This window comes from Agromyces albus (assembly GCF_004134825.1).
GTDB classification, from domain to species: Bacteria; Actinomycetota; Actinomycetes; order Actinomycetales; family Microbacteriaceae; genus Agromyces; species Agromyces albus.
In genome coordinates this window covers 19,007-40,397 of the sequence record NZ_SDPN01000014.1, presented here as the reverse complement: position 1 = coordinate 40,397, position 21,391 = coordinate 19,007, and the positions used below count along the sequence as shown (strand labels likewise).

The following is a 21,391-nucleotide window of genomic DNA, read 5'->3' as shown; positions in this document are numbered from 1 at the left end:
GTTCTCGGTGGATGGGTGACGACAGTCTACCTGTCGGGGGTCTCCGCGCCGTTCTCGGCGCCGATCAAGGGCGCCTCGTCGCCATATCCCGCGAGTGCGGCGGTCGCCCACTCGGCCACGACGGCGCGTGCCTCGGCCGGTGCCACGACCGTGACGAGGCCGGGCAGGCCCGCCACCAGCCGCTTCAGCCCGTGCACGTGGGCGAGCCGGAGCGTCACCCGCATCCGCCCGTCGACCTCGACGGTGGTGGAGTCGGCGAGGTAGTCGGCGAGCAACGGAATCGTCTCGGGCGCGACGTCGACGACGACGTCGAGATCGGAGTCCGAGACCTGGAAGAGCGTGTCGGGCACCTCGCGATCGGAATGATCGTCGATCGGCGCGTCGGTCACCGCGAGCCCGCTCATGCGGTCGACGCGGAAGTTGCGCACGTCTTCGCGCGTGTGGCAGTAGGCCTGCAGGTACCAGTCGGCGTCTTGGGAGAGGATACGCAGCGGATCGACGCGACGACGACCCGCTTGGCCGAGTGCGTTGCGGTAGTCGAACTCGAGTTGCCGGCCGCCGGTGACCGCGCTGCGGATCACCGCGAGCGACGAGTCGGCCTCGGTCTCGGCGACGGCGAGGCGACTGGGCGCTGCGGAAGCCCCGGCCGTGAGCTTCGCCATGAGCGAGGCGAGGGATGCGCTGCTCGCGTTCTCGGGCGAGGCCGAGAGGTACTGCAGGCCCGCGATGAGCGCCGACGCTTCACGCGCCGAGAGCCTCGGGGCATCGTCGATCGCGACATGGTGCACGATCACGATCACGTCGTCGTCTTCGAAGGAGTCCCAGTCGATGTCGAAGAGATCGTTCGGCTGGTAGGTGCCCGTGGCGCCCGGCAGCCCGGAGGTCGCGATGAGCCGCACCGCGTCGCGGATCTCCTCTTCGGTCATCCCGAAGTGCTGGGCGGCCTCTGCCACGTCGACGACCCGTTGCTCGAGCAGGTAGGGCACGAACGAGAGCAGGAAGACGAGCTTGTCGGGCGCCTTCAGGGGCTTGGTGCGCTTGGCCATCAGGATGCCTCCTCCACGCCGTCGCGGTGGGCCGCGGCAACGGCGCGCAAGCGCTCGCGCACCGCCTCGCGCAATGACTCGGGTGAGAGCACGCGCACCTCGGGGCCGTAGGCGGCGAGCTCATCGGCGAGCACCGCGGCATCCGTGTAATGGAGCCGGATGACGCCTGCGTCTTCGTCGCCCTCGACGGCTCGCTTGCCGAGGCGCACCTCGGCGTCACTGCCCGCGGTGACCGCGAGATCGGCGGAGTTCCGCAGCCGCAGCTCGTTGAGCTCGGCGATCACCCGGTCTTGGATGCCGGCCGGCGGCGCCTCGAACGTTGAGCCCGCGACGGGCGTCACCGCTCCGATGATGCGCGAGAGCAGGAAGGTGCGCGGGCCGTCGGCGTCGAGGTCGAACGCGTGCAGATGCCAGCGGTTCTCGTGCAGGACGACGGCCAGCGGGTTGACCGTGCGGAGCCTCGCCTCGGGCTCCCCCGGCTTGAAGTACCGGAATCGCACCGTCTGGCGGCGGTCGAGCGCCTGACGGAGCGGTTCGAACGCGGCCTCCCGCACCCGGAGCCTGGGCGCGTAGCCGATGACCGGGTCGCGAGGCTCGATTCCGAGCGACCGCAGCTTGGTGAGCGCGCGCTGGGAGTCGGCTGACAGGGATGCCTCGCGCCAGACCTCGGCGGCGAGGCCGAGCAGCGCGAGCTCGTCGGGCGTGAAGCGCACCTCGTCGGGCAGGTCGTACTGCCCCTTGGGGATGCGGTATCGAAGGGCCTGATTGTCGCCGGGACGGTCGGGCGACTCCACGGTCTCGAGCGGGATGCCGAGCTCGCGGATGTCGTCTTTGTCGCGCTCGAACTGGCGCTCGAGGTTGGCGTTCTGCCCCGAGGTGTCGAAACGCTCGGCGTAGCCGCGCACCGTGGAGAGGATCTCGGCCTTCAGCAGGCCGGTCTCGGTTGCGAGCAGTGCGAGCACAAGACTGAAGAGACGATCCTCGACCGGGATCCTCGACTCGCGCTTGCCCCCTCCACTAGCCACACGTGCGATCATACTGGCCCGCGGGGGCCCTCGGCCGCGAGCGCCGGATCAGATCACGCCCAGGATGTCGATGACGTAGAAGAGCGTCGATCCGGCCGGGATATCTGCGGTGGCCTGGTCGGCGAACCCTTCCGCCGGCGGCACGATGACGCCGACCTGCGAACCGACGGCCTGGCCGATCACGGCCTTCGAGACGCCCTCGACCATTTCCGACCCCTCGCCGACGGTGAGGGTGGTCGGGGCACCGTTCTGCCACGTCGATTCGAAGACCGCTCCGCCGGCCCAGGTGACTCCCGTGTACTGCACGACGATCGTGTCACCCGCTTCGACGACCTCACCGGCACCCCGCTTCAGCACCTCGACCTCGGACTCCTCCTTGGTCGGCGGATCGCCCTTCGGCACGGTGATGCCCGGGCGGCCGTCGGGCGCGAGCACGACCGCCGGGAAGCCGTCGCGCGCGAGCTGGGGTGTTCCAACTGCACGAGCGGGGAACGCACGCATGACGTCGAACACGGCGACGAGGCTGTCGCCGCCCTCCGCGCCCTCCGGGTCTTGAGACGGATTGACGAGTTCTTCGGAGGGCGCGACGATCACGACGCGGGAGCCTTCTCGGGCGCAGGTCAAGCCTTTCGTGAAGGCGATCGGCGTCTCAGCGGCACCCATCGCGAGCGGCGCTGCCTGGTCGTCGTAGCCGATGACCTGCGCCTCCTCACCGGTGGTGCCATTGAAGATCGACGCGCCGAGGAGGACGAACTGGTCGTCTTCGAGCAGCTCCCCCTCGCCTTCGATCACCTCGGTGCACTGGGTCGTGCTCGGTGCGAGCGGAGTCGGGAACTCGACCCGGGGCTCCTCGCCGAACTTGCCGGAGACCGTGACGACGTCGGACGACTGGCCCGGCGACACCTGGGGAGCCGCCGCGGCGCAACCAGAGAGGACGGCGACGAGGCCGGCGGTGGCGATGAGCGCGAGAGACGAGCGCACTGATCCTCGATTCTTCGATGGGTCGCGGGGGCAGTGAAAAGTCGTTGAAAGCCTACCCGGCTCCGGCCGGGGGCTCGGTGTCCTGGGATTCGGTGCCGGGGTCGTCGACCGCACGGGAGCGCTCGGCCGCGGCATCCGCAGCCCTGACGCGCTTGCGCAACGCCTTGTCGCTGACCGTTCGCTCGCCGAGCGCGCCCGGGGTCCACGCCTCGAAATCGTCGTCGCTGAACTCGGTCTTCGACGGACGGCGCTTGAGCTCGGGCAGCACCGTGCCCGGAGCGAGCCGACGGGCGGTGATGAGGAATCCGGTGTGCGCGATCATACGGTGGTCGGGCCGCACCGCGAGCCCCTGCACATGCCAGCCGCGCACCATCGTCTCGCTCGAGCTCGGCTCGGTGTACTCCCCCGTCGCCCGGATCGCCTCGGCGACGCGGGAGAGCTGGGTGGCGGTCGCGATGTAGCAGAGCAGCACGCCGCCGGGCTTCAGGGCCGTCGAGACGACGTCGAGGCACTCCCAGGGCGCGAGCATGTCGAGCACGACACGGTCGACGGATGCCTCGGGCGCGACGTCGGGCAGCACCTCGGCGAGGTCGCCCAGCGTGATCGACCAGTTCTCGGGGTCGGCACCGTGGAAGGTCGCGACGTTGCCGCGCGCCACGTCGGCGAACTCCTCGCGGCGCTCGAACGAGAGCAGGCGGCCCGCCGGGCCGATGCCGCGAAGCAGCCACAGCGACAGCGCACCGGACCCCACTCCGGCCTCGACCACGGTCGCGCCGGGGAAGATGTCGGCCTGCGCGAGGATCTGCGCGGCGTCCTTCGGATAGACGATCGCCGCACCGCGGGGCATCGACATGACGAAGTCGCTGAGCAGGGGCCGGAGGGCGAGGTATTCGATGCCGACCTTGTTCGCGACGACCGAGCCGTCGGGCAGGCCGATGAGGTCGTCGTGCGCGATCGGGCCCTTGTGCGAATGGAAGAGGGCCCCCGGTTGGAGGGTGATCGTGTGCATGCGGCCCTTCGGGCCGGTCAGCTGCACGCGGTCGCCGACGCGGAACGGGCCGCTCTGCTGGCCGCGGCTCTCGCGCCGGGGTTCGTCGGTCGGTTCGTTCACGGGCTCGCGCGTCGGCTCGTGCGTCGGCTCGCTCATCGGCTCTCCTCGCGCGCACCGACGAGTGCAGCGACATCCGCCACCGACTTGCCGGCGAGGGTCGTCCAGAGCACGCTCGCGGGCGACTCGTCGAGCGAGAGGATGTTCGGCACTCCGACCGCCACGGCGCCGGCACTGAACGCCGACATGACGCCGGCGGGCGAGTCCTCGATGGCCACGCAATCGCGGATGTCGACGCCGAGCTCGGCGGCGGCGGTGAGGTAGGGCTCGGGGTGGGGCTTCGCCTCGGTCACCGAATCGCCTGTGACGATCACGTCGAACGCCTCGAACGGGATCGCGGCCACGACCTCGTCGGCCATCGACCGGATCGACATCGTCACGAGCGCGGTGGGCACGGATGCCTCGCGCAGCGCCTCGAGCAGTTCGCGCGCGCCCGGGCGCCACGGCACGCCGTGCGTGACGAGCTGCTCGCTCACGCGCGCGGTGAGACGCGCGACGATCGTGTCGGCATCGAGGTCGACGCCGAAGGACTGGAACACCGTCGCCGCCTCCCACAGGCCGCTGCCGACGAGCGCGAGCGCGTCTTCGTGCGTCCAGGTTCCGCCGAAGGAGCTCACGAGCTCCTCTTCGGCGGCCATCCAGTACGGCTCGGTGTCGACGAGGGTTCCGTCCATGTCCCAGAGGACGGCGGCGGGCAGGCGTGTAGTCACAACCCGCAAGTCTACGGGCACGGCCTATTGTGGAGAGGAACCCGGAGATCCGGGGCGGGAAGCGGGGCACCAGGAGTGATTCAGCCGGCCGGATTCGAGGGCGGAAGGCTGCTCGTCGTGGCATTCGAGGGATGGAACGACGCCGGCGAGGCGGCGACCGGAGCTGCGAGGCTGCTCGTCGAGCGACTCGGCCTGGTCGAGATCGCCGCCGTCGACCCCGAACTGTACTTCGACTACCAGTTCACGCGACCCACCGTCGTCGTCGGAGACGACGGCGTCCGGCGCATCGAGTGGCCTGGTGCCGCGATCCTCGGCCCGAGCGGTGACGCGCTCGACGACGACCGCGTCACCGGACCCGGCGCCGGGACGCTGCACGTGCTCATCGGCGCGGAGCCGGCGCGCAGCTGGAAGGGCTTCGCGGCCGAGCTCATCGACGCGGCGCTCACCGCCGACGTCGAGGGCATCGTGCTGCTGGGCGCGATGCTCGCCGATGCGCCGCACACGAGGCCGCTCTCGGTGTTCGCCTCGAGCGAGAACCCCGACGTGCGGGCCGCCCTCGGCGTGGAGCGCTCGAACTACGAAGGGCCCGTCGGCATCCTCAGCGTGCTCGCCGACCAGGCCGAGCGAGTGGGCATCCCCACCGTCTCGCTGTGGGCCTCGGTTCCGCACTACGTGCACAACGCGCCGTCGCCGAAGGCCGTGCTCGCCCTCCTCGGCAAGCTCGAGGAGCTCACGGGGCTCAGCATCCCCCGCGGCAGCCTCGAAACCGACGCGAAGGCGTGGGAGGCGGGCGTCGACGCCCTTGCCGCCGACGATGAGGAGATGGCCGGCTACATCACGCAACTCGAGCAGGCGCGCGACGCCGTCGACGCCCCCGAGGCGAGCGGCGAGGCGATCGCCCAGGAGTTCGAGCGGTACCTGCGGCGACGCGGCGAGGGCCCCGAGGGGCGCGCCGACGGTCGGGGCGAGGGACCGCGCGACGAGCCGTGGCGGCCGCGCGAGTGATGCGGCGCTGCCGCTGAAGTCCGACGCGAGCGGATGCCGCGGCGATGCGACATCCGTCGTCCGTCAGGCTTGGATCGCTCCCGTGCCGAGCAGCACGAAGATGAGCCCGCCGAGCACGATGCGGTAGATCACGAACGGCAGGAAGCTGCGCTTCGAGATGTAGTTCATGAAGAACGCGATCACGACGATGGCGACGAAGAACGCGAGGATCGTCGCCGCGGCCGTCTCGATCGGGCCGTACACGGTCGGCTGCCCCCAGCTCTTGAAGAGCTGGAACAGGCCGCTGCCGAAGACCGCCGGAATCGCGAGGAGGAAGGCGTAGCGCGCGGCAGCCGGCCGCTCGTAGCCGAGCAGCAGGCCGGCGGTGATCGTGCCGCCGGAGCGGGACACGCCCGGCACGAGCGCGAGCGCCTGTGCGAACCCGAAGACCACGCCGTGCGGAACGGTGAGCTGGTCGAGCGTGCGCCGTTTGGCCCCGGCCCAGTCGGCGAGGCCGAGCACGATGCCGAACACGATGAGCATCGTCGCGACGATCCAGAGCGAGCGCAGGCTCGTCTCGATCTCGTCTTGGAAGAGGATGCCGAGCACGACGATCGGGAGCGACCCGATGATGATGAGCCAGCCCATGCGCGCGTCGGGGTCGCTGCGCGGCACCCTGCCGAAGAGCGAGCCCCACCAGTGCGAGACGATGCGCACGATGTCGCGCCAGAAGAACACCACGACGGCGGTCTCGGTGCCGAGCTGGGTGATCGCGGTGAACGCCGCCCCCGGGTCTTGCGCTCCGGGTAGGAACTCGCCGAGGATCCGCAGGTGGGCGCTCGAGGAGATCGGCAGGAACTCGGTCAGCCCTTGCACCAGGCCGAGGATGAGCGCTTCGAACACGTGGGCTTCCGCCTTCCGCCTCCGCGGAACGCCGGAGGATCGAGACCGTCAGTAGTCGAGGAGCAGGTCCCGCAGAACATGCCTACCGAAGACTAATGCGTCGAGCGGCACGCGTTCGTCCACCCCGTGGAACATCGCGGGGAAGTCCAAGCCTTCTGGCAGCCTGAGCGGCGCGAAGCCGTAGCCGGCGATGCCGAGCCGGCTGAGCGACTTGTTGTCGGTGCCGCCCGAGAGCAGGTAGGGGAAGACCGGCGTGCCCGGGTCGTGCACGGCGATCGAGCGCCTCACGGCATCGACGAGCGGACCGGATGTCGGGCTCTCGAGTCCCACGTCGCGGTGCACGATCTCGAGGTCGATCTCGGGACCGAGGAGCTCTCGGATCTCAGCGAGCACGGCGTCCTCCTCGCCCGGAAGCGTGCGGATGTCGACGAGCGCCTCGGCCCGGTCGGGGATGACGTTGTGCTTGTAGCCGCCCCCGAGCAGGGTGGGGTTCGACGTCGTGCGGAGCGTCGCGGTGATGAATCCCGAGGCGGAGCCGGTCGCGAGGGCGAGCTCATCGGGCGAGACCTGCTCCGGGTCGACGCCGAGGACACCGGCGATCTCGCCGAGGAGCTCCCGCGTCGTGTCGGTGAGGCGGATCGGCCACTCGGTGCGGCCGAGCCGGGCCACGCCCTCGGCGAGCTTCGTGATCGCATTGTCGCGAACGAGGCGCGAGCCGTGCGCCGCGACCCCGCGCGCGACGAGGCGAACCCAGATGAGCGACTTCTCCCCCGTCTGCAGGAGGTAGGCGCGCTGTCCGCCGACGGCGATCGAGTAGCCGCCGACCTCGCTGATCGCCTCGGTGGCGCCCGCGAAGAGCTCGGGATGCTCGTCGACGAGCCAGCTCGCACCGAGGCCGCCGCCGGCCTCTTCGTCGGCGAAGAAGGCGACGATGAGCTCGCGCTCGGGTTGCGACCCGGAGCCGATGATGTCGCCGAGCGCCGTGAGCATCATGGCGTCCATGTCCTTCATGTCGACGGCGCCGCGTCCCCAGAGCATGCCGTCGCGGATCTCCCCGCCGAACGGGTCGACGCTCCAGTTGCGGGGGTCGGCGGGCACGACGTCGAGGTGCCCGTGCAGCACGAGCGCGGGCTTGGCGGGGTTGCGCCCCGGCACCCTGGCCACGACGCTCGTGCGGCGGGATTCGGGCTCGTAGAGCTTCGGGGCGAGGCCGAGCTCGGTGAGCCTCGCCTCGACGTATTCGGCGGCCTCCCGCTCGCCGTTCGACCGTCCTTCGCCGTAGTTGCTCGTGTCGATGCGGATCAGGTCGCGCGCGATCTCGGCCGTCTCATCGAGCGCGGAGGTCGGGAGCTGGACTGCGGATGACTCGGCCATGGACTTCACGGTATCGGCCACCGCTGGCGGTGACCACCGGGGCCCTGCCGGCGTTCGAGGCACCCAGTAATCCGTGCTAATGTCTTCTCTCGGGCCTCCGAGCGATCGGGTGGTCAGACACATGCGCGGGTGGCGGAAATGGCAGACGCGCTAGCTTGAGGTGCTAGTGCCCTAACGGGCGTGGGGGTTCAAGTCCCCCCTCGCGCACGATGTGTCGAGAAGGGCCGGATCATCGAGATCCGGCCCTTCTCGCGTTAATGCGCACGACGTGGACAGTCGGCATTCCCGACTTGCCCTCTTCGAACATATGTTCGAAACTGGGGTATGACCATGACCGCTCCCCTCACCACGGACTCGCCCGCACCTGCGCGGCTCGAGCGTGTTGAAGAGCTGCAAGCCCGAATCAGCGGCATGCAGGCGACGCGGCTCGATTCGAAGGCCGTGCCGACGCATCCGGCATTCGAATCGGTATTGCCGGGCGGCACCCTTCGCGAAGGCACGGTCGTGCAGGTCGAGGGGTCCACGACGCTGCTCATGGCGCTGCTCGCGACCCCCTCGGCGAGCGGGCGCTGGGTCGCGGTCGTGGGGCTGCCCGACTTCGGCGTCGAGGCCGCTGCCCGCTTCGGCATCGCGCTCGATCGCCTGGTGCTCGTGCCCGACCCGGGCGGGCAATGGCTCACCGTCGTCGCCGCCCTCGCCGACGTCATCCCCATGGTCGCCGTGCGGCCCGTCGGCCGGGTGTCGCCCGCCGAGGCGTCCCGGCTCTCGGCGAGGCTCCGCCAGCGCGGCTCGACCCTGCTCGTCGCGGGCGAGTGGCCGGGTAGCGACGCGAGACTCGGCCTCGAAGAGAGCCAGTGGCAGGGGCTCGAGCGCGGGCACGGCCATTTGCGTGAACGCGAGGTCGTCGTGAGCGCCGCAGGTCGAGGCGGATTCGGCCGGCGTGCCCGATCGCGGCTCCGCCTGCCCGATCGCTCCCTCGGGTTCGCGATTGCCGGCGAGGCGCTGCCGCTCCCCGAGCGGGCGCGCACCCGGCCGACCCGGGTCGAACCCGAGTGGGCCGAGCCGGTTCCCCTCGGCGACATCGAACGGCGGGCCACCGGATGACCTCCGAGCTCTCCCGCACGATCGTGCTCTGGTGCCCCGATTGGCCGATCCTCGCGGCGTGCCATGAGCGTGAGCTCGATCCCGGGCAGCCGATCGCCCTCATCGAGTCGCAGCTCGTCTTCGCCTGCTCGGCAGCCGCCCGCCGCGACGGGGTCACTCGCGGGCTGAAGCTCCGCGAGGCGCAGTACCGCTCCCCCACGGTCGTGGTGCTCGATTACGACGCCGCGCTCGACGCGCGCATCTTCGAGCCCGTCGTGCGGCGGGTCGAAGAGACCGTGCCCGGCGTGCAGCTCATCCGCCCCGGCTCGCTCGCGATGCGGGCGAGGGGTCCCACCCGCTACTACGGCGGCGAGGATGCCGCGGCGGCGGCCCTCCTCGCCACCGTCGCCGAGCTCGGGGTGCCCGGAGCACGGGTCGGCATCGCCGACGGGCCGTTCGCGGCCGAGCAGGCGGCACGGGCCGCCACGGCGTCTCCCGTCGGCATCGTCGCGCCCGGGGCATCCGCTGCATTCATCGCCCCGCTGCCCGTCGGCCTCGTCACCGACACCCGCACGACGACCCTGCTCAACCGGCTCGGGGTGCGCACGCTCGGCGAGTTCGCCGAGCTGCCGCGAGAAGACGTGCGGCGGCGCTTCGGCGCGGCGGGGGCCTTCGCCCACGACCGCGCCGCCGGTCGCGAGCAGGCCAGGGTGATCGCCCGCACGCCGCCGCCCGAGTTCTCCGTACAGCAGGAGTTCGAGCCGCCGCTCGACCGCGTCGACCAGCTCGCCTTCGCCTTCCGCGTGCTCGCCGAGGAGTTCATCGAGCGCATGCGGGCGGTGCGGCTCGTGTGCACCGGCATCCGCGTCGAGCTCGACGACGAGGGCGGTGGGCATTCCAGCCGCAGCTGGCTGCACCCGCAGTGGTTCACACCCGCCGACGTCGTCGACCGGGTGCGCTGGCAGTTGCAGGGCGCCGGCACCGCCAGCGGGCTCGCCTCCCCCATCGTGCGGTTGCGGGTCGTGCCCGAGCGCATCGACTCCACCGGCAACCACGAAGAGGGGCTCTGGGGCGGCGGGCCCGACGAACGCGTGCATCACGGACTCACGCGCGTGCAGAGCATGCTCGGGCACGAGGGCGTCGTGACCGCGACGATCGGCGGCGGGCGCATGCTCACCGACCGGCAGGTGCTCGTGCCGTGGGGAGATCGTGCCCCCGAGCGCCCGAACGACGCGCCCTGGCCGGGGAGTCTGCCCGCACTCGCCCCCGCGAGCGTCTTCCGCGAACGACTGCCGATCGCGCTCCAGGGTGCCGGCGGCGTCACCGTCACGATCGACGGGCGAGGCGCGATCACCACGACCCCTGAGGTCTTCGCCGTCCACGGCGGCAAGCCGGCCCCCGTGCGGGCCTGGGCAGGTCCATGGCCGGTCGTGGAGCGCTGGTGGGACCCCGAGCGTGCGAAGCGCATGCACCGCTTTCAGATCGTCGACGACGACGGCTGCGCCTGGCTCCTCGTGCGCGACGACGAGGGCTGGTGGGCCGAAGCGAGGTACGACTAGCCATGGGCTGGAACAATCCCGCCATCCCGTGGTCGGAGCTCGAGCGAAAGCTCTCCGACGCGCGACGGCCGGGCGGGCCCCCGCTCATCGCCGACGGCGGCGACAGTCCGGCGTGGAGCCGGAAGCGGCATCCGTACCGCCCCTCTGAAGGGCTCGAGACGCCGACCGGCCCGGTCGTGCCCTACGCCGAGCTGCACGTGCACTCGACGTTCAGCTTCCTCGACGGCGCCTCGACGCCCGAGCAACTCGTCGAAGAGGCGCAGCGACTCGGTCTCACGGGGCTCGCCATGACCGACCACGACGGCTTCTACGGCATCGTGCACTTCGCCGAGGCCGCCGAGAGCTTCCCCGAACTGGCGACCGTGTTCGGCGCCGAACTCTCGCTCGGCCTGAGCGCGCCGCAGAACGGTTCGGCCGACCCAGAGGGCGAGCACCTGCTCGTGCTCGCCCGCCGTGAAGAGGGCTACCACCGCCTCGCGTCCGCGATCACCGCCGGCCAGCTCGCGGGCGGCGAGAAAGGCCGTCCCGTCTATTCGCTCGACGAGCTCGGTGAGCGCGCGGGCGGCGAGTGGGCGGTGCTGACGGGCTGTCGCAAGGGAGCCGTCAGGCGTGCACTCGCTGCCGAGGGGCCGGATGCCGCGTGGCGCGAGCTCGACCGTCTCGTCGCCCTCTTCGGTCGCGAGAACGTCGTCGTCGAGCTCTTCGACCACGGGCATCCGCTCGACCAGGAGGCGAACGACGCCCTTGCAGGGCTCGCCGAACGCGCGGGGCTGCCGCTCCTCGCGACGAACGCCGTGCACTACGCGAGCCCGTCCGAGCACCGGCTCGCGAGCGCGCTGGCCGCCGTGCGGGCGCGGCGCAGCCTCGACGAGCTCGACGGCTGGCTCCCGGCATCCGATGGGCTGCATCTGCGGAGCGGGGCCGAGATGGCGCAGCGCTTCGAGAGGTATCCCGGCGCGGTCGAGCACTCGGTGCGACTCGCCGAAGAGCTCGGCTTCCGGCTGCGAAGCGCGAAGCCGCGGCTGCCGCAGCAGAAGGTGCCGGCCGGCCACACGCCGATGAGCTGGTTGCGCGAGCTCGCCTGGGCGGGTGCCGAACGACGCTACCCCGGCATGCCCGAGCACGTGCGGGAGCGCATCGGCCGCGAGCTCGACGTCATCGAGCAGAAGGACTTCCCCGGCTACTTCCTCATCGTGTACGACATCGTGCGCGAGGCCCGCAGCCGCGGCATCCTCTGCCAGGGCCGCGGCTCGGCGGCGAACTCCGCCGTCTGCTACGTGCTCGACATCACCGCGGTCGACTCGATCGGCTACGGGCTGCCCTTCGAGCGGTTCCTCTCCGCGCTCCGCGACGAGGAGCCCGACATCGACGTCGACTTCGACTCCGACCGGCGTGAAGAGGTCATCCAGTACGTCTACGACAAGTACGGCAGGCAGAACGCCGCGCAGGTCGCGAACGTCATCAGCTACCGGCCGAAGGCCGCCGTGCGCGACATGGCGAAGGCGCTCGGCTACTCGGCCGGCCAGCAGGACGCGTGGTCGCGTCAGGTCGAGCGCTGGGGTGCGATGGTCTCGACCGACGACCACGACATCCCCGCTTCCGTCGTCGAGCTCGCCGAGCAGGTGCTCACCTTCCCACGCCACCTCGGAATCCACTCCGGCGGCATGGTGCTCACCGACCGCCCCGTCGGCGAGGTGTGCCCCATCGAGCACGCCCGAAAGGAGCGCCGCACGGTGCTCCAGTGGGACAAAGACGACTGCGCGTGGATGGGCCTCGTGAAGTTCGACCTGCTCGGCCTCGGCATGCTCGCGGCGCTGCAGTACACCTTCGACCTCGTGCAGCAGACCACCGGCGAGACGTGGGAGCTCGCCACCATCCCCAAAGAGGAGTCGGCGGTCTACGACATGCTGTGCCGAGCCGACTCGATCGGCGTCTTCCAAGTCGAGAGCCGCGCGCAGATCGGCACGCTCCCCCGCCTGAAGCCACGTTGCTTCTACGATCTCGTCGTCGAGATCGCGCTCATCCGTCCTGGGCCCGTGCAGGGCGGTGCGGTGCACCCCTACATCCGCCGCCGCACCGGTGAGGAAGAAGTGAGCTACCTGCACCCGAAGCTCGAGCCGGTGCTCGAACGCACCCTCGGGGTGCCGCTCTTCCAGGAGCAGCTCATGCAGATGGCGGTCGCCGTCGGCGACTGCAGCGCTGCCGACGCCGACCTCTTGCGGCGGGCGATGGGCTCGAAGCGCGGCGTCGAGAAGATCGAACGCCTGAAGTCGAAGCTCTACGCGGGCATGGAGCGCAACGGCATCGAACCAGACGTCGCCGACTCGATCTACGCGAAGATCGAGGCCTTCGCGAACTTCGGCTTCGCCGAGAGCCACGCGATCAGCTTCGGCCTGCTCGTCTACGCGAGCTCGTGGCTGAAGCTGCACTATCCAGCTGCATTCCTCGCCGCGCTGCTGCGCGCCCAGCCGATGGGGTTCTACTCGCCGCAGACGCTCACCGCCGACGCGAGGCGGCACGGCGTCGAGATGCTCCGGCCCGACATCCTGCACTCCGGCGTGCACGCGGGACTCGAAGCAGTGGGGGCGTCCGCGGCATCCGGTGCCGACGACCGGCAGCGCGGATCGCGCGCGCCGAGCGGCCTCGACTCGTGCATCGACCCCGCACAACCGCCCGTCGGGAAGTTCGATAGGCACGCACCCGATCGCTCCGCCGAGCATCGCCGCGATGCGGCCTTCGCGGTGCGGCTCGGCCTCGCCGACGTCTCGTCGATCGGCACCGCCGTCGCAGAGCGCATCGTCGCCGAGCGTGACGCCCGCGGGCCGTACCGCGACATGGCCGATGTCTCGCGCCGCGCGGCGCTCAGCGCCGAACAGCTCGAGGCGCTCGCCGCGGCCGGAGCATTCTCCGGCTTCGGCCTCGAGCGCCGCGAAGCCCTCTGGCTCGCCGGCGAGGCTGCAGAAGACCGCGCCGAATACCTGCAGGGCTCCGTCGTCGTGGTGCAGCCTCCGTTGCTGCCGATGCTCACCCCCGCCGAGCAGGTCGTCTACGACCTCTGGGCCACGGGCATCTCCCCCGACGACCATCCCATCCGGCACGTGCGCGAGCGACTCGACGAACGCGGCGCGATCCGCATCGACCGCTTGCAGCACGCGGAGTCCGGCCGGCGCATCGAGGTGGGCGGGGTCGTGACCCACCGGCAGCGGCCGGCGACGGCGAGCGGCATCACCTTCCTCAACATCGAAGACGAGTCGGGCACCCTCAACGTCATCGCGGGGGTGGGCGTGTGGAACCGGTACCGGCGAGTGGCACGCGAAGCGCCCGCGATGATCGTGCGCGGCATGCTCGAGCGATCGCCCGAGGGCGTCACGAACCTCGTCGCCGATCGATTCGAGCGACTCGTCGTGTCGGCGCCGAGCCGCTCACGCGACTTCCGCTGACCGATCGCCCCACCGGGCACACAGGAATACAGTGGGCGTGTGGCTGAGACACAATCCGCCGCGAACACCGTCCGGGGCGATGAACCATGAAGCGGCCGCCGCCGACTGAGCCGCTCTTCACGCGGCAGTTCATCGCGCTCGGGGTCTCCGATCTCGCCTACTTCACGGCGGTGGGCGTGGCAATCTTCGCTTTGCCGCTCTACGTGACCGGTCCCGTCGGCGGAGACGAGATCGGTGCGGGGTTCGCCTTCGGAGTGTTCGCGGTGTCTGCGCTCGTGCTGCGTCCCTTCGCGGGCCGCATCACCGACGTCTACGGCCGTCTGCCCCTCCTCCTCGGCGGCACTCTGCTCGCCGCCGTCAGCCTCGCACTCACCGCACTGACCGAGGACCTGTTCGTGATCATCGCGCTGCGCCTGCTCGCCGGAGTCGCCGAGGCCGCCTTCTTCGTCGCCGGCTTCGCGGCGCTCGCCGACCTCGCGCCGGCCAATCGGCTGGGCGAGGCGCTGTCCTACAACTCCCTCGGCCTCTATCTCGGCATCGCGTTCGGCCCGCCGGTCGGCGAGGTCCTCGTGCAGACGTGGGGATTCTGCATCGCCTGGCTGGGCGCGGCAGCGCTCGCGCTGCTCGCCGCCGCACTGACGCTGCTGATCGGAGAGACCCGGGAAGACACCTCGGCCGACCCGTCGCCCGATCTCTCGCCTCGCCGGTTCATCCATCGGCCTTCCATCCCGATCTCGATCGGATTCATCACGTCGCTCATCGCGATCGGCGGCTTCCTGACGTTCGCCTCCCTCTACGCCGTGCGCATCGGGCTGAGCCAGGCGAGCCTCGCGCTGTTCGTCTACGGCGGGGTCGTCGTGGTGTGCCGGATCGTGTTCGCGCGCGTGCCCGACCGACTGCCGTCACTCCCGCTCGGTGCCGCAGCACTCGGCGTGATCGGCGCGGGGCTCGGACTCGTCGCCATCTGGCAGACTCCGGTCGGGCTCCTGGTCGGCGTCGTCATCATGGCCGTCGGCGTCTCATTCAGCACTCCGGCGTTCTTCTCGGCGATCTTCTCGACGGCGACTCGATCGCAGCGAGGTGCCGCTTCCGGCACCGCGAGCGCCGCCATCGACTTGGGACTCGGGCTCGGACCGATCGCACTGGGCCTGATCGCTGGCCCGTTCGGGATCCCGTGGGCGTTCGGCGTCGGGGCGGCCATCGCCGTCGCGGGTGGCATCTGGACGCTGCTCCTGCAGCGCCGCACACGTCAGCGCCAACCGGTCGACGTCGCCTGAGCGCGTCGTCACCGCAGCGGCCGACGACGTCCGTTAGCCTCGACCGGTGTCTGCTACATCCCATGACCCCATCGGCCACGACCGGTACGGCGGCGATGTGCTCGCCGGCGACTGGAAGACGCGCGGTCGCCGCACGATCCCCGTCGTCGAAGCCGAGCGCGACCTCGTCGTCGAGCTCGCGAGCAACGGCTTCTGCGGTGCGGTCGTCGCCGTCGAGAAGCAGACCGTGACGCTTGAAGACCGGTTCGGCGCACGGCGCATGTTCCCGCTCGGGCACGGATTCCTCGTCGAGGGGACTCTGGTCGAGCTCGTCATGCCGAAGCCAAAGGCGCCGGCGGGCCGGCTTCGCACCGCCTCGGGCTCGTTCGCGGTCGCATCGGCTCCGGCGAAGGTCGCGCTGCCGAGCCGCATCTTCGTCGAGGGCCGCCATGACGCCGAACTCGTCGAGAAGGTCTGGGGCGCCGACCTCCGCATCGAGGGTGTCGTCGTCGAGTACCTCGAGGGCGTCGACGTGCTCGGCGACGTGCTCGACGAGTTCCGGCCGGGTCCCGGCCGCCGCGTCGGCGTCCTCGTCGACCACCTCGTACCGGGATCGAAGGAACAGCGCATCGCCGACGCCGCACGCCGCGGGCCGCACGGAGCGCACGTGCTCGTGGTGGGGCATCCGTACATCGACATCTGGCAGTCCGTGAAACCGGCACGCCTCGGCCGCGATGCGTGGCCCGAGATTCCCCGAGGCATCGAGTGGAAGCACGGCATCTGCGAGGCATTCGGCTGGCCCCACGCGGAGCAGGCCGACATCGCCCGCGCCTGGCAGCGCATCCTCGGCAGGGTGCGCGGCTACGGCGACCTCGAACCTGCGCTGCTCGGCCGGGTCGAGGAGCTCATCGACTTCGTGACCACGGCGCGCTGACTCAGGCGATCGTCGTGCCGAAGGCGAGCCCGAGCAGGTAGGTGACCGCGGCGGCACCGAGCCCGATGGCCAATTGCCGCAGCGCCCGCTTCAGCGGCGATGCACCCGAGAGCAGGCCCACCGTCGCACCCGTGGCGAGCAGGGCGATGCCGACGAGCACGGTCGCGGTGACGATGGCGGCGACACCGGTCAGGCCGAAGAGATAGGGCAGCACCGGGATGAGCGCACCCGACGCGAAGAAGAGGAAGCTCGAGACTGCGGCCGACAGGCCCGTGCCGATGGCCTCGTCGTCGTGGTGGACGACGGTGAGCGAATCAGTGGGAGCCGCGGACTGCTCGGCCGCGTGCACGCGAGCGACGACGAGTGCGGCGTGCTCGATCGCCGCCTGCTCCTCCATGCCGCGCGCGCGATAGACGAGGGCGAGTTCGTTGGCGTCGATGTCGAGGTCGGGCAGTGCCTCGCGAGCGGTGGGGTCGGGGGCGGATGCCTCGAGCAGTTCGCGCTGCGACCGCACCGAGACGTATTCGCCGGCGCCCATCGAGAGCGCCCCGGCCAGGAGGCCCGCGATCCCCGTGAACAGCACGACGGCGGCGGGAACGCCCGTCGCCCCGATGCCGAGCACGAGGGCCAGGTTCGAGACCAGCCCGTCGTTCGCGCCGAAGACGGCCGCGCGGAACGATCCGGCCAGGCGGCGTCGGCCGCGCGACGCGAGCCCGCGCACGACTTCGCCATGGATCCGTTCATCTGCGGCCATCGCCGCCGTCGCATCGGGGTCGGTCGCATAGGGAGACCGAGCTTCGGCGCGTTGCGCGAGCGCGAGCACGAAGATCGAGCCGAAGCGACGGGCGAGGGCCGTGAGCATGCGCGTGCGGATGTCGGCGCGGGGCGTGCCTGCGTCGTCGCCGTCGAGCAGCGCGAGCCAGTGCGCCTCGTGGCGTCCCTCCGCGGCGGCGAGGGCGAGGAGGATCTCGCGTTCCTCGCCATCGCGGCGCGCTGCGAGCTCGCGGTAGACCGCAGCCTCGGCACGCTCGTCGGCGAGGTAGCGGCGCCACCTGGCACGGTCGCTCGCCGATCCGTTCGGCTGCTCGGTCACTCGTGCTCCATCCGTTCACCGGAGGCTCGGGCGGTCCGCTCGGCGCCCACCCGCCCCGTCGCGTTCACGCCGCATTCGCGGCCGTCAGCCACAATATCGGCGCGATCAGGCTGGGGCACGCCCGCTGGGCGGAACTGGCGGGTTTTCGGAATGCCGAACGAGCGGCACGTCAGCCGACCAGGCGATTCCAGCCGTCGCCGTCGACGTGCTCGAAGATGAGATTCGTCTCCGTGTGAGCGACCGCCGGATGTCCCGTGAGGTGATCGAGCACGAACTGGCGGAGCTCCTCGGCATCGCGAGCGGCAACGTGGAGGAGGTAGTCCTCGGCGCCCGCCATGTGGAAGACCCCGATCACGCCGGGCAGGTGCGGCACCTGCGCGCGGAACGCGTCGATCTCGCTGCGATCGTGCTTCACGAGCCGGATCGCAATGAGCGCCTGCAGCGACACGCCCAGCGAGGCGAGATCGACCTCGACGCGGTACCCGCGCACGGTGCCGAGCGCCTGCAGCCGCCGCAGACGAAGCGATACGGTCGACTCGGCGACGCCCACCTCGGCGGCGAGAGCAGCACCCGAGGCGCGTGCATTCGCGGAGAGCGCCTGCAGGAGCGCCCGGTCGACGCGATCGAGTTCGGGTTTCTGCGCCATGGCGGGCCTCCTGACAAAATGAATGCAGAACATTCGAGGTTCGAAGCATATCGTATGGATTCTGCAAGCCAGTTTGCTGAATCGTGCAGGATCTGTTTGATTCGACCCATGCAGACATCGTCGTCGCACCTCGAGACCCGCGCCGTGCACGGCGGCATGGCGGGCGTTCGAGAGAGCGGATCCCACGTGCCCGTCATCGACTTCTCGACCACCAATCCGCTCGGCTCGGTCGAGGCCGGAGGCCTCTCCTACGAGGAACTCGCCACCGGTCATGAGCTCGGCGAAGGTCGTTCGGCGGTCTACCAGCGCCTCTGGCAGCCCGGCGTGGCACGTTTCGAAGACGCACTCGCGGGCCTCGAGGGCACCCAGGGTGCGGTGGCCTTCGCGAGCGGTATGGCCGCACTCGCGGCGACCCTCATCGCTACGGCGTCGGCGGGCCGTCCGCACGTCGTCGCCGTGCGCCCGCTGTATGGCGGCACCGACCACGTGCTCGCGAGCGGTCTGCTCGGCACTCGCGTGACGTGGGCGGATGCCGCGGGCATCGCCGATGCGATCGAGCCCGACACGGGTCTCGTCATCGTCGAGACGCCCGCGAACCCCACACTCGAACTGCTCGACCTGTGTGCGATCGCGGATGCCGCCGGCCCGGTGCCCGTGCTCGTCGACAACACCTTCGCCACCCCGGTGCTGCAGCGGCCGGTCGAGCATGGCGCGACGCTCGTGCTGCACAGCGCGACGAAGTATCTCGGCGGCCACGGCGACGTCATGGGCGGGATCGTCGCGGGCGACCAGGCGTGGATGGAGCGACTGCGACAGGTGCGAGCCCTCACCGGCGGACTGCTGCATCCGATGGGCGCCTATCTCCTGCACCGGGGGCTGCGCACACTGCCGCTCCGCGTACGCGCCCAGCAGGCCACCGCCGAGGTGCTCGCGAGGCGACTCCTCGAACACCCGGCGGTCGCGCACGTGCACTACCCGGGGCTGCCCGGCCAAGACCCCTCGGGCCTCGTGGGCACGCAGCTCGACGGACCGGGATCGATCATCGCGCTCGAGCTCGTGGGCGGATACGCGGCGGCCGCACGGTTCACCGAGTCGTGCGACCTCGTGACGCACGCAGTCTCGCTCGGTGGGGTCGACTCGCTCGTGCAGCACCCCGCCTCCCTCACGCACCGACCCGTAGCGGGTGAAGCCAAGCCCGGCGCGGGCGTCGTGCGTCTCTCGATCGGTCTCGAACACGTCGACGACCTCACGGCCGATCTCATGACGGCGCTCGATGCAGCCGCCGAACTGGGAGCCCTCGGCTCAGGCCGAGCCGCGGCATCCGCGATGCCTGATACGTCGTCGCTCGACACCCGGGCGCGAAACGGCGACCGCACGGCGACGTTGAGGTGAAGGCGACGCTCAGCGACTGCCGAGACGCCGTCGCAAGAGCTCGATGCGAGCCTGCAATTGCGTGACGCTCGCTTGCGCGACGGCCGGCCCCCCGCAGACGCGCCGCAGCTCGGCGTGCACTTGCGAGTGCGCCTCGCCCGTGTGCCTCGCCCAGAGTCCGACGAGGCTGTTGAGGAGCGAACGCTGCTCCTTGAGCGTGCGATACAGGGCGACGGGTTCGGGCTTCTCCTCTTCGGCGACCTGTCGTCGTCGCTCGCCCGCGCGCCGCGACTGCCGTGACTGGCGGTGCCGCAGCAGCTCGGCGACCTGCTCGGGCTCGAGGAGCCCGGGGATGCCGATGAAGTCGAACTCCTCGTCGCTGCCGGGTTCGGCGAGGGTGCCGAACTCGGTTCCGTCGTAGAGCACCCGGTCGAAGGAGGCGTCGGATCCGATCGCCTCCCACGTGCCGAGTCCGGCCTCCTCTGACGCGCGTTCCTCGCGGTTCGCCGCGTTCAGCAGCTCGTCGTCGAGGAGCCCGTCGTCGTCATCATCGCCGCCTCGACGGTCGAGCGCGTGATCGCGCTCGAGCTCGAGCTGCGCCGCGAGCGCCATGAGCCCGGGCACGTTCGGCAGGAACACCGACGCGGTCTCCCCGCGCCGCCTCGCTCGCACGAAGCGGCCGATCGCCTGCGCGAAGAACAGGGCCGTGGAGGCGCTCGTCGCGTAGACGCCCACGGCGAGTCGTGGCACGTCGACGCCCTCGGACACCATGCGCACCGCGACCATCCACCGTCTCGTGTTGCCCGAGAACTCCTCGATGCGCGAGCTCGCCTCCTTCTCGTCGGAGAGCACGACCGTGACCGGCTCGCCGCAGATCTCCTCGAGGATCTTGGCGTAGGCGCGCGCCGTCGACTGGTCGGTCGCGATCACGAGCCCGCCGGCGTCGGGGATACCGTGCCGCACCTCGGTGAGCCGCCGGTCGGCTGCGCGGAGCACGGCCGGAATCCACTCCCCAGTGGGCTCGAGGGCCGTGCGCCACGCCGACGAGGTGATGTCTTTCGTGTTGTCTTCGCCGAGCTTCGCCTCCATCTCGTCGCCGGCCCTCGTGCGCCAGCGCATGTGGCCGGCATAGACCATGAACAGCACCGGGCGCACAACACCGTCGTGCAGCGCCCGCGCGTAGCCGTAGTTGTAGTCGCTCTTCGAGACCCGCACGCCGGCGGCGTCGGGCTCGTACTGCACGAACGGGATCGGCGCAGTGTCGGAGCGGAACGGCGTGCCCGTGAGCGACAGCCGCTTCGTCGCCGGCTCGAAGGCCTCACGGATCGCGTCGCCCCACGACAGTGCGTCGCCGCCGTGATGCACCTCGTCGAGGATCACGAGGGTGCGGCCCGAGAGCGTGAGCTCCCGATGCAGGGCCGGCCGCATGGCGACCTGGGCGTAGGTCACGACGACCCCGTGGAAGTGCCGGGCGCTGCGGCCGTGCGCGTTCCGGAACCCCGGATCGAGACGGATGCCGGCGCGCGCCGCGGCATCCGCCCACTGTCGCTTCAAGTGGTCGGTGGGCGCGACCACCGTGATTCGGTCGATCACCCGGCGGGCACGCAACTCGGCCGCGAGGCGCAGGGCGAACGTGGTCTTGCCGGCCCCCGGCGTGGCGGCAGCGAGGAAGTCTCGGGGCTGTTCGGCCAGGTAGAGCTCGAGGGCTTCGGCCTGCCACGCGCGCAGCTTGCTCGCCGTTCCCCAGGCGGCGCGCTCGGGGAAGGACGGGGACAGGTGCTCGGCGGCCGAGGTGCCCGGCAGGGGGCCGGAGGGGGTCGCGGTGCTCACTGGATTCGAGGCTACCCGAGGCGGCCGACATCCTCGAACCACGACGAG

17 protein-coding genes and 1 tRNA gene are annotated in these 21,391 nt (G+C 70.8%); 8 read left to right on the top strand and 10 right to left on the bottom strand.

The features are described from left to right. Positions 1 to 26 precede the first annotated feature (26 nt). The 5 genes from ESP51_RS09405 to ESP51_RS09385 are packed head-to-tail and all read right to left on the bottom strand — an operon-like array spanning position 27 to position 4,870. Positions 27 to 1,046 (bottom strand): helix-turn-helix transcriptional regulator, encoded by a 1,020-nt coding sequence (locus tag ESP51_RS09405; protein WP_129520646.1) that lies wholly within the window; start codon positions 1,044 to 1,046, stop codon positions 27 to 29. Then, positions 1,046 to 2,071 (bottom strand): helix-turn-helix transcriptional regulator, encoded by a 1,026-nt coding sequence (locus ESP51_RS09400; RefSeq protein WP_241843085.1) that lies wholly within the window; start codon positions 2,069 to 2,071, stop codon positions 1,046 to 1,048. The genes ESP51_RS09405 and ESP51_RS09400 overlap by 1 nt, the downstream gene beginning before the upstream one ends. A 48-nt stretch (positions 2,072 to 2,119) precedes the next feature. Further along, on the bottom strand, positions 2,120 to 3,052 hold the full coding sequence (locus tag ESP51_RS09395) for an FKBP-type peptidyl-prolyl cis-trans isomerase (protein ID WP_164990473.1): 933 nt from the start codon (positions 3,050 to 3,052) through the stop codon (positions 2,120 to 2,122). 52 nt (positions 3,053 to 3,104) lie between these two features. Next, positions 3,105 to 4,199 (bottom strand): tRNA (adenine-N1)-methyltransferase, encoded by a 1,095-nt coding sequence (locus ESP51_RS09390; protein ID WP_129520643.1) that lies wholly within the window; start codon positions 4,197 to 4,199, stop codon positions 3,105 to 3,107. Further along, positions 4,196 to 4,870 carry an HAD family hydrolase gene (locus ESP51_RS09385; RefSeq protein WP_241843084.1) on the bottom strand — a complete coding sequence of 225 codons (675 nt, stop codon included), beginning with the start codon at positions 4,868 to 4,870 and terminating at the stop codon, positions 4,196 to 4,198. Before ESP51_RS09385 ends, ESP51_RS09390 begins: the two co-directional genes overlap by 4 nt. Before the next feature lie 108 nt (positions 4,871 to 4,978). On the opposite strand from ESP51_RS09385, the gene ESP51_RS09380 reads away from it, so the two are divergent. Beyond that, positions 4,979 to 5,875 carry a PAC2 family protein gene (locus tag ESP51_RS09380; protein WP_129520699.1) on the top strand — a complete coding sequence of 299 codons (897 nt, stop codon included), beginning with the start codon at positions 4,979 to 4,981 and terminating at the stop codon, positions 5,873 to 5,875. 63 nt (positions 5,876 to 5,938) lie between these two features. Here ESP51_RS09380 and ESP51_RS09375 read toward each other — a convergent pair whose 3' ends face one another. Beyond that, complete coding sequence (locus tag ESP51_RS09375; protein ID WP_129520642.1) at positions 5,939 to 6,757, bottom strand: undecaprenyl-diphosphate phosphatase; 819 nt, start codon at positions 6,755 to 6,757, stop codon at positions 5,939 to 5,941. A gap of 48 nt (positions 6,758 to 6,805) precedes the next feature. Next, entirely contained in the window at positions 6,806 to 8,131 is a 1,326-nt protein-coding gene (locus tag ESP51_RS09370; RefSeq protein ID WP_129520641.1) for a M20/M25/M40 family metallo-hydrolase, read from the bottom strand. Between the two features lie 123 nt (positions 8,132 to 8,254). Here ESP51_RS09370 and ESP51_RS09365 point away from each other — a divergent pair. The 6 genes from ESP51_RS09365 to ESP51_RS09340 all read left to right on the top strand — a co-directional run bounded on the left by ESP51_RS09365 (position 8,255) and on the right by ESP51_RS09340 (position 16,403). Beyond that, positions 8,255 to 8,338 (top strand) — tRNA-Leu (locus ESP51_RS09365). A 123-nt stretch (positions 8,339 to 8,461) separates the two neighbouring features. Further along, positions 8,462 to 9,235 (top strand): hypothetical protein, encoded by a 774-nt coding sequence (locus tag ESP51_RS09360; RefSeq protein WP_206737259.1) that lies wholly within the window; start codon positions 8,462 to 8,464, stop codon positions 9,233 to 9,235. Next, the gene (locus ESP51_RS09355; RefSeq protein WP_129520640.1) at positions 9,232 to 10,773 is read left to right on the top strand and encodes a DNA polymerase Y family protein; all 1,542 of its coding nucleotides are present in this window, start codon (positions 9,232 to 9,234) and stop codon (positions 10,771 to 10,773) included. The genes ESP51_RS09360 and ESP51_RS09355 overlap by 4 nt, the downstream gene beginning before the upstream one ends. A 2-nt stretch (positions 10,774 to 10,775) precedes the next feature. Further along, positions 10,776 to 14,213: an error-prone DNA polymerase gene (locus ESP51_RS09350; protein WP_129520639.1), complete on the top strand. Its 3,438-nt coding sequence runs from the start codon at positions 10,776 to 10,778 to the stop codon at positions 14,211 to 14,213. Between the two features lie 86 nt (positions 14,214 to 14,299). Continuing rightward, the gene (locus ESP51_RS09345) at positions 14,300 to 15,490 is read left to right on the top strand and encodes an MFS transporter (protein ID WP_129520638.1); all 1,191 of its coding nucleotides are present in this window, start codon (positions 14,300 to 14,302) and stop codon (positions 15,488 to 15,490) included. A 46-nt stretch (positions 15,491 to 15,536) separates the two neighbouring features. Further along, positions 15,537 to 16,403 (top strand): DUF3097 domain-containing protein, encoded by an 867-nt coding sequence (locus tag ESP51_RS09340; RefSeq protein WP_129520637.1) that lies wholly within the window; start codon positions 15,537 to 15,539, stop codon positions 16,401 to 16,403. A gap of 1 nt (position 16,404) precedes the next feature. On the opposite strand, the gene ESP51_RS09335 is transcribed toward ESP51_RS09340, so the two are convergent. Together ESP51_RS09335 and ESP51_RS09330 are read right to left on the bottom strand one after the other, a co-directional pair. Then, positions 16,405 to 17,496, bottom strand: coding sequence for a VIT1/CCC1 transporter family protein (locus ESP51_RS09335; RefSeq protein WP_129520636.1), 1,092 nt, complete (start codon positions 17,494 to 17,496; stop codon positions 16,405 to 16,407). A 169-nt stretch (positions 17,497 to 17,665) separates the two neighbouring features. After that, the gene (locus ESP51_RS09330; RefSeq protein WP_129520635.1) at positions 17,666 to 18,142 is read right to left on the bottom strand and encodes an Lrp/AsnC family transcriptional regulator; all 477 of its coding nucleotides are present in this window, start codon (positions 18,140 to 18,142) and stop codon (positions 17,666 to 17,668) included. A gap of 108 nt (positions 18,143 to 18,250) precedes the next feature. Here ESP51_RS09330 and ESP51_RS09325 point away from each other — a divergent pair, with 108 nt between their 5' ends. Further along, complete coding sequence (locus tag ESP51_RS09325; RefSeq protein WP_129520634.1) at positions 18,251 to 19,534, top strand: trans-sulfuration enzyme family protein; 1,284 nt, start codon at positions 18,251 to 18,253, stop codon at positions 19,532 to 19,534. Positions 19,535 to 19,543: 9 nt separating this feature from the next. Here the strand turns inward: ESP51_RS09325 and ESP51_RS09320 are convergent, their stop codons facing one another. Beyond that, the gene (locus ESP51_RS09320) at positions 19,544 to 21,343 is read right to left on the bottom strand and encodes a DEAD/DEAH box helicase (RefSeq protein ID WP_129520633.1); all 1,800 of its coding nucleotides are present in this window, start codon (positions 21,341 to 21,343) and stop codon (positions 19,544 to 19,546) included. Positions 21,344 to 21,391: the final 48 nt, after the last annotated feature.

Coding starts and splice junctions, on each gene's coding strand:
- ESP51_RS09330 (WP_129520635.1), bottom strand. CDS start 18,142: ATGGCGCAGAAACCCGAACTCGATCGCGTCGACCGGGCGCTCCTGCAG.
- ESP51_RS09405 (WP_129520646.1), bottom strand. CDS start 1,046: ATGGCCAAGCGCACCAAGCCCCTGAAGGCGCCCGACAAGCTCGTCTTC.
- ESP51_RS09325 (WP_129520634.1), top strand. CDS start 18,251: ATGCAGACATCGTCGTCGCACCTCGAGACCCGCGCCGTGCACGGCGGC.
- ESP51_RS09390 (WP_129520643.1), bottom strand. CDS start 4,199: ATGAGCGAGCCGACGCACGAGCCGACGCGCGAGCCCGTGAACGAACCG.
- ESP51_RS09350 (WP_129520639.1), top strand. CDS start 10,776: ATGGGCTGGAACAATCCCGCCATCCCGTGGTCGGAGCTCGAGCGAAAG.
- ESP51_RS09370 (WP_129520641.1), bottom strand. CDS start 8,131: ATGGCCGAGTCATCCGCAGTCCAGCTCCCGACCTCCGCGCTCGATGAG.
- ESP51_RS09355 (WP_129520640.1), top strand. CDS start 9,232: ATGACCTCCGAGCTCTCCCGCACGATCGTGCTCTGGTGCCCCGATTGG.
- ESP51_RS09360 (WP_206737259.1), top strand. CDS start 8,462: ATGACCGCTCCCCTCACCACGGACTCGCCCGCACCTGCGCGGCTCGAG.
- ESP51_RS09345 (WP_129520638.1), top strand. CDS start 14,300: ATGAAGCGGCCGCCGCCGACTGAGCCGCTCTTCACGCGGCAGTTCATC.